Below are 14,918 nucleotides of genomic sequence, written 5' to 3' on the forward strand. Positions count from 1 at the left end.
ATAAGTTTTAGACATTGCGGCGCGTGTCACTGAATGATAAAACCGATATCCACAGTTATAACTTATGGCTTTTAGCGTGGTGAGGGGAAATGGCTCAAGTCTTTAATTTCAGTTCAGGTCCGGCAATGTTGCCGGCAGACGTGCTTAAACAGGCTCAACAGGAACTTTGTGACTGGAACGGTCTCGGTACGTCGGTGATGGAAATCAGCCACCGGGGTAAAGAGTTTATTCAGGTGGCAGAAGAGGCAGAAAAGGATTTTCGCGATCTGCTGAATATTCCCTCGAACTACAAAGTATTGTTCTGTCACGGCGGTGGACGCGGCCAGTTTGCGGGTATTCCGCTGAATATCCTCGGTGACAAAACGACGGCTGACTACGTTGATGCGGGTTACTGGGCAGCAAGCGCCATTAAAGAAGCGCATAAATACTGCACGCCGAATGTGATCGACGCCAAAGTGACCGTTGACGGTCTCCGCGCCGTGAAGCCAATGCGCGAGTGGCAGCTTTCTGATAATGCAGCGTATCTGCACTACTGCCCGAACGAAACCATTGACGGGATTGCCATCGACGAGACGCCAGACTTCGGCAGCGATGTCGTGGTTGCCGCCGACTTCTCCTCCAGCATTCTGTCTGCCCCAATTGATGTCAGCCGCTACGGCGTTATCTATGCGGGCGCGCAGAAAAATATCGGTCCGGCCGGTTTGACTATCGTCGTCGTGCGTGAAAATCTGCTGGGTAAAGCACATAAATCCTGCCCGTCGATTCTTGATTACACCGTGCTGAACGACAACGATTCTATGTTCAACACCCCACCCACGTTTGCCTGGTATCTCTCCGGCCTGGTCTTCAAATGGCTGAAGCAAAACGGCGGCGTGGCGCAGATGGACAAGGTGAATCAGCAGAAAGCTGAACTGCTGTATGGTGTGATCGACAAGAGCGATTTCTACCGCAACGATGTAGCGAACGCTAACCGTTCCCGCATGAACGTACCGTTCCAGCTGGCGGACAGCAACCTGGACAAAGTGTTCCTGGAAGAGTCCTTCGCGGCAGGTCTGCATGCGCTCAAAGGTCACCGTGTCGTTGGCGGCATGCGTGCCTCCATCTATAACGCGATGCCGCTGGAAGGCGTTAAAGCCCTGACGGATTTCATGATCGACTTCGAACGTCGTCACGGTTAATTTGCTGTTTTTCACCCCCGCAGCGCTCCTGCGGGGTTTTTATTATGTTGAGTTGAGAGTTTAGTTTTCATGGAATCCCTGACGTTACAACCTATCGCGCGGGTAGATGGCACCATTAATCTGCCTGGTTCAAAAAGTGTCTCGAACCGCGCTCTGCTGCTGGCAGCTCTGGCAAACGGCACCACCGTCCTTACAAACCTGCTGGACAGCGATGACGTGCGCCATATGCTCAATGCGCTGAAAGCGTTGGGCGTTCATTACACTCTCTCCGACGATCGTACCCGCTGCGAAGTGACCGGCAACGGCGGCGCGCTGCGCTCGGGTGAAGAGCTTGAGCTTTTTCTGGGCAACGCGGGTACCGCGATGCGCCCGCTGGCGGCGGCCCTGTGCCTGGGAAGCAACAACATCGTGCTGACCGGCGAGCCGCGCATGAAAGAGCGCCCGATTGGTCACCTGGTGGATGCCCTGCGTCAGGGCGGCGCGCAGATTGACTATCTGGAGCAGGAAAACTATCCGCCACTGCGTCTGCGCGGCGGTTTTACCGGCGGTCACGTCGAGGTTGACGGCAGCGTCTCCAGCCAGTTCCTGACGGCACTGCTGATGACCGCGCCGCTGGCCCCGCAGGATACAGTTATCACGATTAAAGGCGAGCTGGTCTCCAAACCGTACATTGATATCACGCTGCACCTGATGAAAACCTTCGGCGTTGAGGTAGAAAACCAGTCTTATCAGCGCTTCGTGGTGCGCGGGGCACAGCAGTACCAGTCTCCGGGCAACTACCTGGTTGAAGGGGATGCGTCATCCGCGTCCTACTTCCTGGCCGCGGGTGCGATTAAAGGCGGAACGGTAAAAGTGACCGGTATTGGCCGTAACAGCGTGCAGGGCGACATCCGTTTTGCGGACGTGCTGGAAAAAATGGGCGCCATTGTCACCTGGGGCGATGACTTTATCTCCTGTACCCACGGTGAGCTGAACGCCATCGACATGGACATGAACCATATCCCGGATGCGGCGATGACCATTGCCACGGCGGCGCTGTTCGCCAAAGGCACCACCACGCTGCGTAACATCTACAACTGGCGCGTAAAAGAGACGGACCGCCTGTTCGCGATGGCGACAGAGCTGCGAAAAGTCGGTGCCGAGGTGGAAGAGGGCGAAGACTACATTCGCGTCACGCCTCCTGCAAAACTGCAGTTTGCGGAAATCGGAACCTACAACGATCACCGTATGGCGATGTGCTTCTCGCTGGTGGCGCTGTCAGATACGCCTGTCACGATCCTTGACCCGAAATGTACCGCGAAAACCTTCCCGGACTACTTCGAACAGCTGGCACGCATTAGCACGCTGGCCTGATAACGCCTTGCCGCATCACCCGATGCGGCATTTGCTTACGCTTCATTACGAACACCTCCGCTCATTTCTTCTACACTCTGCTTCAATCATTCCGTAATTTGCACGCAAAGGTAACAGTTGCGCACGTTGGCGCGTATAATGCGCGGCGTTCATGTAAACGGTATGCCTTATTTAAGGAGAAAAAGATGACGGCAATTGCCCCGGTAATCACCATTGATGGGCCGAGTGGCGCAGGGAAAGGGACTCTGTGCAAAGCGATGGCGGAAGCATTGCAATGGCATCTTTTAGATTCGGGAGCAATCTATCGCGTGCTGGCGCTGGCCGCGCTGCATCATCACGTGGATGTCGCGTCTGAAGAGGCGCTGGTTCCGCTGGCTGCGCATCTGGATGTGCGCTTCGTGTCAACCGATGGCAACCTGGAAGTCATCCTTGAAGGGGAAGACGTGAGCGGGGAAATCCGTACTCAGGAAGTGGCGAATGCGGCCTCGCAGGTCGCGGCCTTCCCGCGCGTTCGCGAGGCGCTGTTGCGTCGTCAGCGCGCGTTTCGTGAAGCCCCGGGTCTGATCGCGGACGGACGTGATATGGGAACCGTGGTCTTCCCTGATGCACCTGTGAAAATTTTCCTTGACGCCTCTTCGGAAGAACGTGCGCAACGCCGCATGCTTCAGTTGCAGGAAAAGGGGTTTAGTGTTAACTTTGATCGCCTTTTATCCGAGATAAAAGAGCGCGATGACCGCGATCGTAACCGCGCCGTCGCCCCACTTGTTCCAGCAGAAGATGCATTAGTTCTGGATTCAACCAGTTTAACTATTGAGCAAGTGATTGAAAAAGCGCTACAATATGCGCGCCAAAAACTGGCACTCGCGTAATCGCGACCGATTTAGCAGTACCCCCGCTGCAATGGATTGACGGCGGGTATGTGAAACAACCCCATCCGGCACGGAGCCAGGTGGACGTTAATATTAACCTGAAGATTAAACATGACTGAATCTTTTGCTCAACTGTTTGAAGAATCCTTAAAAGAAATCGAAACCCGCCCGGGTTCCATCGTTCGCGGTGTTGTTGTTGCTATCGACAAAGACGTAGTACTGGTTGACGCCGGTCTGAAATCTGAGTCCGCCATTCCGGCAGAGCAGTTCAAAAACGCCCAGGGCGAGCTGGAAATCCAGGTTGGCGACGAAGTTGACGTTGCTCTGGACGCAGTAGAAGACGGCTTCGGTGAAACCCTGCTTTCTCGTGAGAAAGCGAAACGTCACGAAGCATGGATCACGCTGGAAAAAGCTTACGAAGAAGCTGAAACTGTGGTCGGTGTTATCAACGGCAAAGTTAAAGGTGGCTTCACTGTTGAGCTGAATGGTATTCGTGCGTTCCTGCCAGGTTCTCTGGTAGACGTTCGTCCAGTTCGTGACACTCTGCACCTGGAAGGCAAAGAGCTTGAGTTCAAAGTAATCAAGCTGGACCAGAAGCGTAACAACGTTGTTGTTTCCCGTCGTGCCGTTATCGAATCCGAAAACAGCGCAGAACGCGATCAGCTGCTGGAAAACCTGCAGGAAGGCATGGAAGTCAAAGGTATCGTTAAGAACCTCACTGACTACGGCGCATTCGTTGACCTGGGCGGCGTTGATGGCCTGCTGCACATCACCGACATGGCGTGGAAACGCGTTAAGCACCCAAGCGAAATCGTGAACGTGGGCGACGAAATCACTGTTAAAGTGCTGAAGTTCGACCGCGAGCGTACTCGTGTATCCCTCGGCCTGAAACAGCTGGGCGAAGATCCATGGGTAGCTATCGCTAAGCGTTACCCAGAAGGTACTAAACTGACTGGTCGCGTAACCAACCTGACTGACTACGGCTGCTTCGTTGAAATCGAAGAAGGCGTTGAAGGTCTGGTGCACGTTTCCGAAATGGACTGGACCAACAAAAACATCCACCCATCCAAAGTTGTTAACGTTGGTGATGTAGTGGAAGTGATGGTTCTGGATATCGACGAAGAACGTCGTCGTATCTCCCTGGGCCTGAAACAGTGCAAAAACAACCCATGGCAGCAGTTCGCGGAAACCCACAACAAGGGCGACCGTGTTGAAGGTAAAATCAAGTCTATCACTGACTTCGGTATCTTCATCGGCCTGGACGGCGGCATCGATGGCCTGGTTCACCTGTCTGACATCTCCTGGAACGTTGCAGGCGAAGAAGCAGTTCGTGAATACAAAAAAGGCGACGAAATCGCTGCAGTTGTTCTGCAGGTTGACGCAGAGCGTGAGCGTATCTCCCTGGGCGTTAAACAGCTCGCAGAAGATCCGTTCAACAACTGGGTTGCACTGAACAAGAAAGGCGCAATCGTAAACGGTAAAGTAACTGCAGTTGACGCTAAAGGCGCAACCGTAGAACTGGCTGACGGCGTTGAAGGTTACCTGCGCGCTTCTGAAGCTTCACGTGACCGCGTTGAAGATGCCACTCTGGTTCTGAACGTAGGCGACGACGTTGAAGCTAAGTTCACCGGTGTTGACCGTAAGAACCGTGCAATCAGCCTGTCTGTTCGTGCTAAAGACGAAGCTGATGAGAAAGATGCAATCGCAACTGTTAACAAACAGGAAGATGCAAACTTCTCTAACAACGCAATGGCTGAAGCTTTCAAAGCAGCTAAAGGCGAGTAATATCAGGTTCTCAGCATCATTTGCGCTGTAACGCATTTACAGCGCGAAGGATGAGGAGCAAACTTGACAGATTGCAGGATTCGTCCTGTAATCAATAACAAAGGGCGGCTACGGCCGCCCTTGTTTAATGAGCTGTTCAGCTAATTGGTTTGAAAGGAACCGGAGGAATCATGACCAAGTCAGAATTGATTGAAAGACTTGCCAGTCAGCAACCGCATATCCCTGCCAAGGCAGTGGAAGATGCCGTAAAAGAGATGCTGGAGCATATGGCCTCCACTCTTGCCCAGGGCGAGCGCATTGAAATCCGCGGTTTCGGTAGTTTTTCTCTGCACTATCGTGCTCCACGTACCGGGCGTAACCCGAAAACTGGCGATAAAGTCGAGCTGGAAGGTAAGTACGTTCCACACTTTAAGCCGGGTAAAGAACTGCGCGATCGCGCCAATATTTACGGCAACTGAGTTTAGCCAGCCGGTTAAACTGGGTTCGAAAGAAAGCACCTGCGGGTGCTTTTTTTGTCTCTGTCGCTTTCATTCTGAATGTGTCCCGCATTTTTCGTTTCGTTTTCTGCAACCCGTTAAATACCTTGCTGCGCTTGCTGTAAATCGCATCCTTCACACCTGACGACCCGCTCAACCTGCTTGCATACTGCCACCCTGAAACAGGGAGGAAGCAATGGGAATTCCCGCGCTTAGCGTCTGCGCCATTCTGGCGATAGTTCCGTTACTCTGGTTACCTGAACTGCCATCACCTTACACCGTGTGGGTCATGGTGGCTGGCGGGATAGTGCTTGCTGCATGGCAAAACCATCGAGTGAAGTATGCTGGTATTACGCTGTTATTTTGTGCGTGGGGCATTCTGGCCGCGCAGGAGAGCGTCTGGCCGATGCAGCATTTAACAACAGGAGCTGTGCAGGCTGAGGTAGAGCTCACCGCGACCGACGGCGCCACTCTGCATCAGGGAAACATTCGCAGCGTCGATGGCAAGCGCTGGTGGGCCTCCACCGGCGTAACGCTGTATGGCAATTATCTGCCCCAGAAATCGTGCGCCGGTCAGCGCTGGACCATGACGCTCAGACTCAGGCCTGCCCATGGCGAACTGAACGAAGGAGGATATGATTCTCAGCGCAGCGCTTTTGCCCAACATCAAACGCTAAGCGGGCGCTTCACCCGCGCTGAACTCGTCGATGGCCGCTGCAGCCTGCGAGCGCAATACCTGATGTCACTGCAGAACCGACTTTCGGCTTACCGCTGGGGGGCGGTTATCCTCGGACTGGGAATGGGAGAACGTCTGGATGTTCCCCGGGAAATAAAAGACCTGATGCGTGAAACCGGCACGCTGCATTTGATGGCGATTTCGGGTCTGCATATCGCGCTGGCGGCATCCCTCGTCTGGTTACTCGCACGTGGGCTCCAGTTTTTATTACCCAGCCACCGGGTCCACTGGCAGATGCCTCTCCTGGCCGGGTTGTGCTTTGCCGCTTTCTACGCCTGGCTTACCGGTCTGCAACCTCCTGCGCTACGAACGGCCATCGCGCTTGCTGTGCTTGCCATATTGCGGATCGCTGCCCGTCAATGGTCTCCCTGGCAGGTATGGGTGTGCTGTATCGCGGCGATTCTCATAAGCGATCCTTTAGCCGTACTTTCGCAGAGTCTGGCCCTGTCCGCATTTGCCGTCGCCGCGCTGATTTTCTGGTTCCAGTGGCTGCCTCTTCCTGACTGGCACCGGGCACGACGTATACGGCCGCTACTAAACCTGATCCATCTGCAGGTCGGCATGCTGATGTTGCTCATGCCGTTACAGGTCCTGATTTTCCATGGCTTCAGTATCTCCTCCCTGGTCGCGAATCTCTTCGCCGTTCCCCTGGTGACGTTTGTCTCCGTGCCGCTGATCCTGCTCGGTATGCTGCTTCATCTGCTGCCGCTGGCGGCACTGGAAAGCGTCGTCTGGTTCGCAGCCGATAAGTCACTGGCGGGGTTGTTCTGGCTCCTCATGCGCCTGCCTGATGGCTGGCAGAGTGTCGACCAACGCTGGCAATACACGACATTACTGCCGTGGTTGAGCATCATTGTCTGGCGTTTTCGCGCATGGAAAACCCTTCCTGCCGTTTGTCTTGCAGGAAGCGTCTTACTGGCATTTCCTCTCTGGCGAACGGCAAAAAGCGAGAGCTGGACGCTGCATATGCTGGACGTGGGGCAGGGGCTGGCGATGGTTATTGAACGGCAGGGGAAAGCCATTCTCTATGATACCGGGCTCGCCTGGCCGGGCGGGGATAGCGCGCAGCGGTTAATTATTCCGTGGCTGCGCTGGCATCACCTGCGGCCAGAAGGCGTTATTCTCAGTCATGAACATCTCGACCATGCGGGAGGACTCGCATCGTTGCAAAAAACGTGGCCTGACGTGTGGGTAAGAAGCCCCTTGCACCAGGCGGGACATCGCCCCTGTTTTCGTGGGCAGAGATGGCAATGGCAGGGACTCACCTTCAGCGTCCACTGGCCCCCTGAAAGTTACCCGGCTCAGGGAAACAACCGTTCCTGCGTGGTAAAGGTGGGCGACGGCGAGCAGAGTGTTCTGCTCACAGGGGACATTGAAGCGCAAGCGGAACAGGCTATGCTTAGCCATTACTGGCGTTATCTGACGTCCACGCTAATCCAGGTGCCCCATCATGGCAGCAATACCTCGTCTTCATTGCCGCTGGTAGAGCGGGTGGAAGGTCAGATCGCCCTGGATTCAGCGGCACGGTATAACGCATGGCGATTCCCGTCGGCAAAAGTTGTCCGACGTTATCGAAAAGAGGGGTATATCTGGCACGATACTCCCCATTCTGGACAAATATCGGTGACATTCTCGCAACATCACTGGCAAATCCGGCGCTTGCGAGAGCAATTTTTACCCGTTTGGTATCATCAGTGGTTTGGCGCGCCCGTCGATAACGGGTAGAATATGCGGCTATTTCAACGAATGCTGGTTTTTTGAATGCATAACGACAAAGATCTCTCCACGTGGCAAACCTTCCGCCGACTCTGGCCGATGATTGCGCCCTTTAAAACAGGCCTGATCGTGGCGGGAGTAGCGTTAATCCTCAACGCAGCCAGCGATACTTTTATGCTATCGCTTCTCAAACCGTTACTGGACGACGGTTTTGGTAAAACGGATCGCTCAGTGTTGCTATGGATGCCTCTGGTGGTTATCGGACTGATGATCTTGCGCGGCATCACCAGCTATATCTCCAGCTACTGTATTTCCTGGGTATCCGGGAAAGTGGTGATGACCATGCGCCGTCGCCTGTTCAGTCACATGATGGGGATGCCGGTCTCATTCTTTGATAAGCAGTCTACCGGGACGCTGCTATCCCGTATTACCTACGACTCCGAGCAGGTTGCCTCCTCGTCATCAAGCGCACTGATCACCGTCGTGCGTGAGGGCGCATCGATCATCGGCCTGTTCGCAATGATGTTCTATTACAGCTGGCAGCTGTCGATCATCCTTATCGTTCTGGCGCCGATAGTTTCTATTGCTATTCGCGTCGTCTCAAAGCGCTTCCGCAATATCAGTAAGAATATGCAGAACACGATGGGGCAGGTGACGACCAGCGCGGAACAGATGCTGAAAGGGCATAAAGAAGTTCTGATTTTTGGCGGTCAGGACGTCGAAACCCACCGCTTTGACAAAGTCAGCAATAAAATGCGTCTGCAGGGGATGAAAATGGTCTCGGCCTCTTCCATCTCTGACCCGATTATTCAGCTGATTGCCTCTCTGGCACTGGCATTCGTCCTGTATGCGGCAAGCTTCCCGAGCGTCATGGAGACGCTGACGGCGGGTACCATCACCGTTGTCTTCTCCTCTATGATCGCCCTGATGCGTCCGCTGAAATCACTGACGAACGTCAACGCCCAGTTCCAGCGCGGGATGGCCGCCTGCCAGACGCTGTTCAGCATTCTGGATTCCGAGCAGGAAAAAGATGAAGGTACACGCGAAATTGAGCGCGCCCGTGGCGATGTCGAATTCCGCAACGTTACCTTCGCCTATCCTGGTCGTGAAACGCCGGCGCTGCGTAATATCAATCTGTCCATTCCGGCGGGTAAAACTGTGGCGCTGGTGGGGCGTTCCGGCTCGGGTAAATCGACCATTGCCAGCCTGATCACCCGTTTCTACGATATTAACGAAGGTGAGATCCTGTTAGACGGTCATGACCTGCGGGAATATACCCTGCAGTCGCTGCGTAATCAGGTGGCGCTGGTTTCCCAGAACGTGCACCTGTTCAACGATACCGTGGCTAACAACATTGCCTATGCGCGCACAGATGAGTACAGCCGCGAGCAGATTGAGAACGCCGCGCGTATGGCTTATGCAATGGACTTTATCAATAAGATGGATAACGGTCTGGATACCATCATTGGTGAAAACGGCGTGCTTCTCTCCGGTGGCCAGCGCCAGCGTATTGCGATTGCGCGCGCGCTGCTGCGCGATAGCCCAATTCTGATCCTGGACGAAGCGACGTCCGCGCTGGATACCGAATCTGAACGCGCTATCCAGTCGGCACTGGATGAACTGCAAAAGAACCGTACCTCGCTGGTGATTGCGCACCGTCTGTCGACTATCGAGCAGGCTGATGAAATCGTCGTGGTTGAGGATGGCGTCATTGTTGAACGCGGAAGCCATGCCGATTTGCTGGAACACCGCGGCGTTTACGCTCAGCTTCATAAGATGCAGTTTGGCGAATGATTGCACGCATCTGGTCCGGTGAATCCCCGCTGTGTCTGCTGCTTTTGCCGCTCTCCTGGCTATACGGCCTGGTGAGCGGCACAATCCGTCTGCTTTACCGTCTGGGGCTGAAGCGTGCCTGGCGCGCGCCGGTTCCGGTTGTGGTTGTCGGTAATCTTACGGCGGGTGGCAACGGTAAAACGCCGGTGGTGATCTGGCTGGTGGAACAATTGCAAAAATGCGGCATCCGCCCGGGGGTGGTATCGCGCGGATATGGTGGTAAAGCGGCGCGTTATCCGCTGCTGCTGACGTCGGAAACCACGACCGCCGAAGCGGGTGATGAACCGGTATTGATTTTCCAGCGTACCGGCGCACCGGTTGCGGTCTCCCCGGTGCGCAGCGACGCCGTTCAGGCACTGCTTGCCGAACAAGCGGTGCAAATCATTATCACTGACGATGGCCTGCAGCATTACGCCCTGGCGCGTGATAAAGAGATTGTAGTCATCGACGGCGTTCGCCGTTTTGGTAACGGCTGGTGGTTACCTGCAGGGCCCATGCGCGAACGCGCTTCGCGTCTTAAGTCCGTCGATGCGGTGATTGTGAACGGTGGTGAGGCAAATGCGGGTGAAATCCCGATGCATCTTCAGCCGGGTCCGGCGATCAACCTGGTGACGGGGGAACGCCGGTCGGTTGCGGAGCTGCCTTCACTGGTGGCGATGGCGGGGATTGGCCATCCGCCACGCTTCTTTACGACGCTGGAACAGTGTGGTGCCCGGCTGGAAAAACGCGTTCCGCTGGCCGACCATCAGGCTCTGGTGGAAGGGCAGGTAGACGCCCTGACCGTACCCGGACAGGCGCTGATCATGACCGAAAAAGATGCGGTGAAATGCCGTGCCTTTGCGAAAGATAACTGGTGGTATCTGCCGGTTGACGCTGAACTCAGCGGCGAGCAGCCGGAACAATTGCTCAAGGAACTGATTGCGTTGGTGCAGTAAAGGCTTACGCGGTTCTGGTGGCGCTTTGACTGACAGGAAAACGCATGTCTTTACCGCAACTCTCGCTTTCAGCTGCACGTCATTTACACCTTGCCGCGCAGGGGCTGCTCAAAAAGCCCCGCCGCCGCGCGCAGCCTGCCGATATTCTCTCGACCGTTCAGCGCATGTCGCTACTGCAAATCGACACCATTAACATTGTGGCCCGCAGCCCTTATCTGGTCCTGTTTAGCCGCCTGGGGAGTTATCCTTCTCAGTGGCTGGATGAGGCGCTCAGCAAGGGGGAGTTAATGGAGTACTGGGCGCACGAAGCCTGCTTCCTGCCCCGCAGCGATTTTGCCCTGGTTCGCCACCGTATGCTTGCCCCGGAAAAGATGGGCTGGAAATACCGACAGGCGTGGATGCAGGAACATGCGGCCGAAATTGAGCAGCTTATCGCGCATATTCAGGAAAACGGTCCCGTACGCTCCGCCGATTTTGAACACCCGCGCAAGGGCACCAGCGGCTGGTGGGAGTGGAAGCCGCACAAACGTCATCTCGAAGGGCTGTTTACCTCTGGCCAAGTCATGGTGATTGAACGGCGTAATTTTCAGCGCGTATACGACCTGACGCATCGCGTGATGCCGCACTGGGACGACGAGCGCGACCTGCTTACTCAGGAGGCGGCCGAGGCCGTTATGCTGGAGAACAGCGCCCGTAGCCTGGGGATTTTTCGCGCGCAGTGGCTGGCAGATTATTATCGCCTGCGTCAGCCCGCGCTAAAACCGCTGCTGGACATGTGGCAACGCGAACAGCGCGTTATCCCCGTCACGGTGGAAACGCTGGGCGAAATGTGGCTGCATGCGGATCTCCTCCCGTTATTGCCTCAGGCTCTGGAGGGGAAACTTCAGGCAACCCACAGCGCGGTATTATCGCCTTTCGATCCGGTTGTCTGGGACAGAAAACGCGCCGAGCAGCTCTTTGATTTCAGCTACCGGCTGGAATGTTATACCCCGGCCCCAAAGCGCCTGTATGGTTACTTTGTTTTACCGCTGCTGCATAAGGGACAGCTGGTCGGGCGCATGGACGCCAAAATGCACCGCAAGACCGGCACGCTTGAAATCATTGCGCTTTATCTGCAAGAGGGCGTCAGGGTGACGGCGAGCCTGGAAAAAGGGTTAACGTCCGCCATTAGCGAATTCGCGCGCTGGCAGGGTGCCGACGACGTGACGCTGGGCCGGGTACCCGACGGACTGTTTACATCCTGTCGAAGTGGCTGGGAAACAGGCACGCCCTGAAAAGGGAATGTGTTAAGCTTTAGCGATTACCCATACGGAGGAACTATGGATCACCGTTTACTTGAAATTATTGCCTGCCCGGTATGCAACGGCAAACTCTACTACAGCCAGGACAAACAGGAGCTGATCTGCAAGCTGGACAGCCTGGCTTTCCCGCTGCGTGACGGCATTCCGGTACTGCTGGAAAATGAAGCGCGTTCACTGGTGGCAGAAGAGAGCAAACCATGAGTTTTGTTGTCATTATTCCTGCGCGCTACGCGTCTACGCGTCTGCCGGGTAAACCGCTGGTGGATATCAACGGCAAGCCAATGATTGTGCATGTCCTTGAGCGTGCAAGGGAATCCGGTGCCGACCGCGTGATTGTTGCAACCGATCATCCCGACGTCGCCCGTGCGGTTGAGGCGGCAGGCGGTGAGGTATGCATGACCCGCACCGATCACCAGTCCGGCACCGAGCGTCTGGCGGAAGTGGTTGAGAAATGTGGTTTTAGTGATGATACGGTCATCGTTAACGTGCAGGGTGACGAGCCGATGATCCCGGCGGTGATTATCCGTCAGGTGGCAGAAAACCTGGCGCAGCGTCAGGTCGGTATGGCGACGCTCGCGGTGCCTGTTCACCATGCGGAAGAGGCTTTCAACCCGAATGCGGTGAAGGTGGTCATGGATGCCGAAGGCTATGCGCTCTATTTCTCCCGCGCCACGATCCCGTGGGATCGCGATCGCTTTGCGCTCTCTAAAGAGACCATCGGTGATACCTTCCTGCGTCATATAGGGATCTACGGCTATCGGGCCGGTTTTATTCGTCGATATGTGACCTGGGCACCGAGTCCGCTGGAGCATATCGAAATGCTGGAGCAGCTTCGCGTGCTCTGGTATGGCGAAAAAATTCACGTTGCCGTTGCCAGCGAAGTGCCTGGTACGGGCGTTGACACGCCGGAAGATCTTGAGCGCGTTCGCGCTGAGTTGCGCTAATACCGCCTGCATCCCTCCTGACGGGGGGATGTTCCTCTCCTCGTTAATTTCCCTTTCTTTTCCCTAATTGATCTCTTCCGGGTGACATCTTCCTTCAGGACGCTCATTATAAAAGCAGTAGTCTTAATGGGGGTAATCTCATATGGAACAGCTGCGTGCCGAACTTAGCCATCTGCTGGGTGAGAAATTAAGCCGTGTCGAATGCGTGAGTGAAAAGGCCGATACCGCGCTTTGGTCGTTGTATGACAGTCAGGGTAACCCAATGCCGCTGATGGCCAGAAGTTTCACCTCACCGGGTGTGGCCAGGCAGCTTGCCTGGAAAATGTCGATGCTGGCGCGGGAGGGAACCGTCCGTATGCCGACGGTGTACGGCGTGATGACCCATGAGGAACATCCCGGCCCGGATGTACTGCTGATTGAGCGCTTGCGCGGCGTGCCCGTTGAAGCGCCCGCGCGCACGCCGGAGCGCTGGGAGCAGTTAAAAGACCAGATTGTCGAGGCGCTGCTGGCCTGGCACCGTCAGGATAGCCGCGGACTTGTCGGTCCGGTCGACAGCACTCAGGAAAACCTGTGGCCGCTGTGGTATCGCCAGCGGGTTGAGGTTCTGTGGGGGACGCTTAACCAGTTCAACAATACCGGTTTAACCATGCAGGATAAGCGAATTCTGTTTCGCACCCGCGAGTGTTTACCGGCGCTGTTCGACGGTTTTAATGACAACTGCGTGCTAATCCACGGTAATTTCACCCTGCGCAGCATGCTCAAAGACTCCCGCAGCGATCAGCTTCTGGCGATGCTGGGGCCGGGGATCATGCTCTGGGCTCCGCGCGAATACGAGCTGTTCAGGCTCAGCGACAGCGGGGCGGCGGAAGGTTTACTGTGGCATTACCTTCAACGCGCGCCCGTTGCAGAAGCGTTTCTCTGGCGGCGCTGGCTTTATCTGCTCTGGGACGAAGTTGCGCAACTGGTCAATACCGGACGTTTTAATCGCGCAAACTTCGATCTGGCAACAAAATCACTCCTGCCCTGGCTCGCCTGACGATCCTTTCAGCCACTGCCAGAGGCGTCCGAGCGTCTCATAACCGACGCGATCGCTATGCATCAGCCACGCCGGGGACGGTATCGCCCGTTCCCACGGGTTGAGCGGCGCGTCGATAGCCATCTGGTTTGCCGGTGCGGGAAGCGGGTGCAGGCCTTGCTTCTCAAAGAAAATCATCGCGCGTGGCAGGTGCGAGGCGGAGGTCACCAGCAAGAACGGGACATCGCCAATTGCCTGCTTCACTGCGACAGCCTCTTCTTCGGTATCTTTTGGGCTGTCCAGGGTGATGATGGAGGAACGCGGTACACCGAGCGATTCCGCGACTCTGGCGCCCGCTTCAGCCGTACTCACCGGGTTCGTTTTGGCCGCCGCGCCGGTGAAGATCATTTTTGATCCCGGATTCGCCAGCCACAGGCGAATGCCTTCGTTTAGCCGTGGCAGGCTGTTGTTAATCAGGTTTGAACTGGGGGCCCAGTCAGGATCCCAGGTATATCCGCCTCCCAGTACCACGATGTACGCCACTTTCTGATTTCCCTGCCATGTCGGGTACTTGTTTTCGATGGGGCGTAACAAACCATCCGCGACCGGTTGCAGGCTCAACAGCAGCAGGATAAACCAGCCGAGCGTGATAAGCGTTTTGCCACTCTTCTGAAAGCGACTGAACCACACCAGCGCCAGCCCCAGCGCGATGATGATGAGCAGCAGCGGAAGGGGAAGCATCATCCCTCCAATGTATTTCTTAAGGGTAAAAAGCAT

The 14,918-nt window shown here is 55.6% G+C and carries 13 protein-coding genes; 12 read left to right on the forward strand and 1 reads right to left on the reverse strand.

Annotated features, from left to right (window positions below):
• Positions 1 to 89: 89 nt before the first annotated feature.
• The 12 genes from serC (at position 90) to P349_RS22080 (ending at position 14,162) form a co-directional block, all read left to right on the forward strand.
• On the forward strand, positions 90 to 1,178 hold the full coding sequence (gene serC, locus P349_RS22135; RefSeq protein ID WP_032649190.1) for a 3-phosphoserine/phosphohydroxythreonine transaminase: 1,089 nt from the start codon (positions 90 to 92) through the stop codon (positions 1,176 to 1,178).
• A 69-nt stretch (positions 1,179 to 1,247) separates the two neighbouring features.
• On the forward strand, positions 1,248 to 2,531 hold the full coding sequence (gene aroA / locus P349_RS22130; RefSeq protein WP_024907795.1) for a 3-phosphoshikimate 1-carboxyvinyltransferase: 1,284 nt from the start codon (positions 1,248 to 1,250) through the stop codon (positions 2,529 to 2,531).
• A gap of 185 nt (positions 2,532 to 2,716) precedes the next feature.
• Positions 2,717 to 3,400 carry a (d)CMP kinase gene (gene cmk / locus P349_RS22125; protein ID WP_024907794.1) on the forward strand — a complete coding sequence of 228 codons (684 nt, stop codon included), beginning with the start codon at positions 2,717 to 2,719 and terminating at the stop codon, positions 3,398 to 3,400.
• A gap of 111 nt (positions 3,401 to 3,511) precedes the next feature.
• Positions 3,512 to 5,185, forward strand: a complete 1,674-nt coding sequence (rpsA, locus tag P349_RS22120) for a 30S ribosomal protein S1 (RefSeq protein WP_008499966.1) — start codon at positions 3,512 to 3,514, stop codon at positions 5,183 to 5,185.
• Positions 5,186 to 5,355: 170 nt separating this feature from the next.
• Positions 5,356 to 5,643 carry an integration host factor subunit beta gene (ihfB, locus tag P349_RS22115; RefSeq protein WP_008499965.1) on the forward strand — a complete coding sequence of 96 codons (288 nt, stop codon included), beginning with the start codon at positions 5,356 to 5,358 and terminating at the stop codon, positions 5,641 to 5,643.
• Between the two features lie 214 nt (positions 5,644 to 5,857).
• Positions 5,858 to 8,122 (forward strand): ComEC family protein, encoded by a 2,265-nt coding sequence (locus P349_RS22110; protein ID WP_032649187.1) that lies wholly within the window; start codon positions 5,858 to 5,860, stop codon positions 8,120 to 8,122.
• Between the two features lie 36 nt (positions 8,123 to 8,158).
• A complete protein-coding gene (msbA, locus tag P349_RS22105) occupies positions 8,159 to 9,907 on the forward strand; it encodes a lipid A ABC transporter ATP-binding protein/permease MsbA (protein ID WP_032649185.1) in 1,749 nt (582 codons plus the stop codon).
• Positions 9,904 to 10,881 carry a tetraacyldisaccharide 4'-kinase gene (gene lpxK / locus P349_RS22100; protein WP_032649183.1) on the forward strand — a complete coding sequence of 326 codons (978 nt, stop codon included), beginning with the start codon at positions 9,904 to 9,906 and terminating at the stop codon, positions 10,879 to 10,881. Before msbA ends, lpxK begins: the two co-directional genes overlap by 4 nt.
• Positions 10,882 to 10,925: 44 nt before the next feature.
• Positions 10,926 to 12,155: a winged helix-turn-helix domain-containing protein gene (locus tag P349_RS22095; RefSeq protein ID WP_032649181.1), complete on the forward strand. Its 1,230-nt coding sequence runs from the start codon at positions 10,926 to 10,928 to the stop codon at positions 12,153 to 12,155.
• A gap of 45 nt (positions 12,156 to 12,200) precedes the next feature.
• Entirely contained in the window at positions 12,201 to 12,383 is a 183-nt protein-coding gene (gene ycaR / locus P349_RS22090) for a protein YcaR (RefSeq protein WP_006174474.1), read from the forward strand.
• Positions 12,380 to 13,126, forward strand: a complete 747-nt coding sequence (gene kdsB, locus P349_RS22085) for a 3-deoxy-manno-octulosonate cytidylyltransferase (RefSeq protein ID WP_032649178.1) — start codon at positions 12,380 to 12,382, stop codon at positions 13,124 to 13,126. Before ycaR ends, kdsB begins: the two co-directional genes overlap by 4 nt.
• Positions 13,127 to 13,268: 142 nt before the next feature.
• Positions 13,269 to 14,162, forward strand: coding sequence for a YcbJ family phosphotransferase (locus tag P349_RS22080; protein WP_023311002.1), 894 nt, complete (start codon positions 13,269 to 13,271; stop codon positions 14,160 to 14,162).
• Here the strand turns inward: P349_RS22080 and elyC are convergent.
• Positions 14,139 to 14,918 carry an envelope biogenesis factor ElyC gene (gene elyC / locus P349_RS22075; protein WP_032649176.1) on the reverse strand — a complete coding sequence of 260 codons (780 nt, stop codon included), beginning with the start codon at positions 14,916 to 14,918 and terminating at the stop codon, positions 14,139 to 14,141. The genes P349_RS22080 and elyC overlap by 24 nt on opposite strands.

The organism is Enterobacter sp. DC4 (assembly GCF_000568095.1).
GTDB classification, from domain to species: Bacteria; Pseudomonadota; Gammaproteobacteria; order Enterobacterales; family Enterobacteriaceae; genus Enterobacter; species Enterobacter pseudoroggenkampii.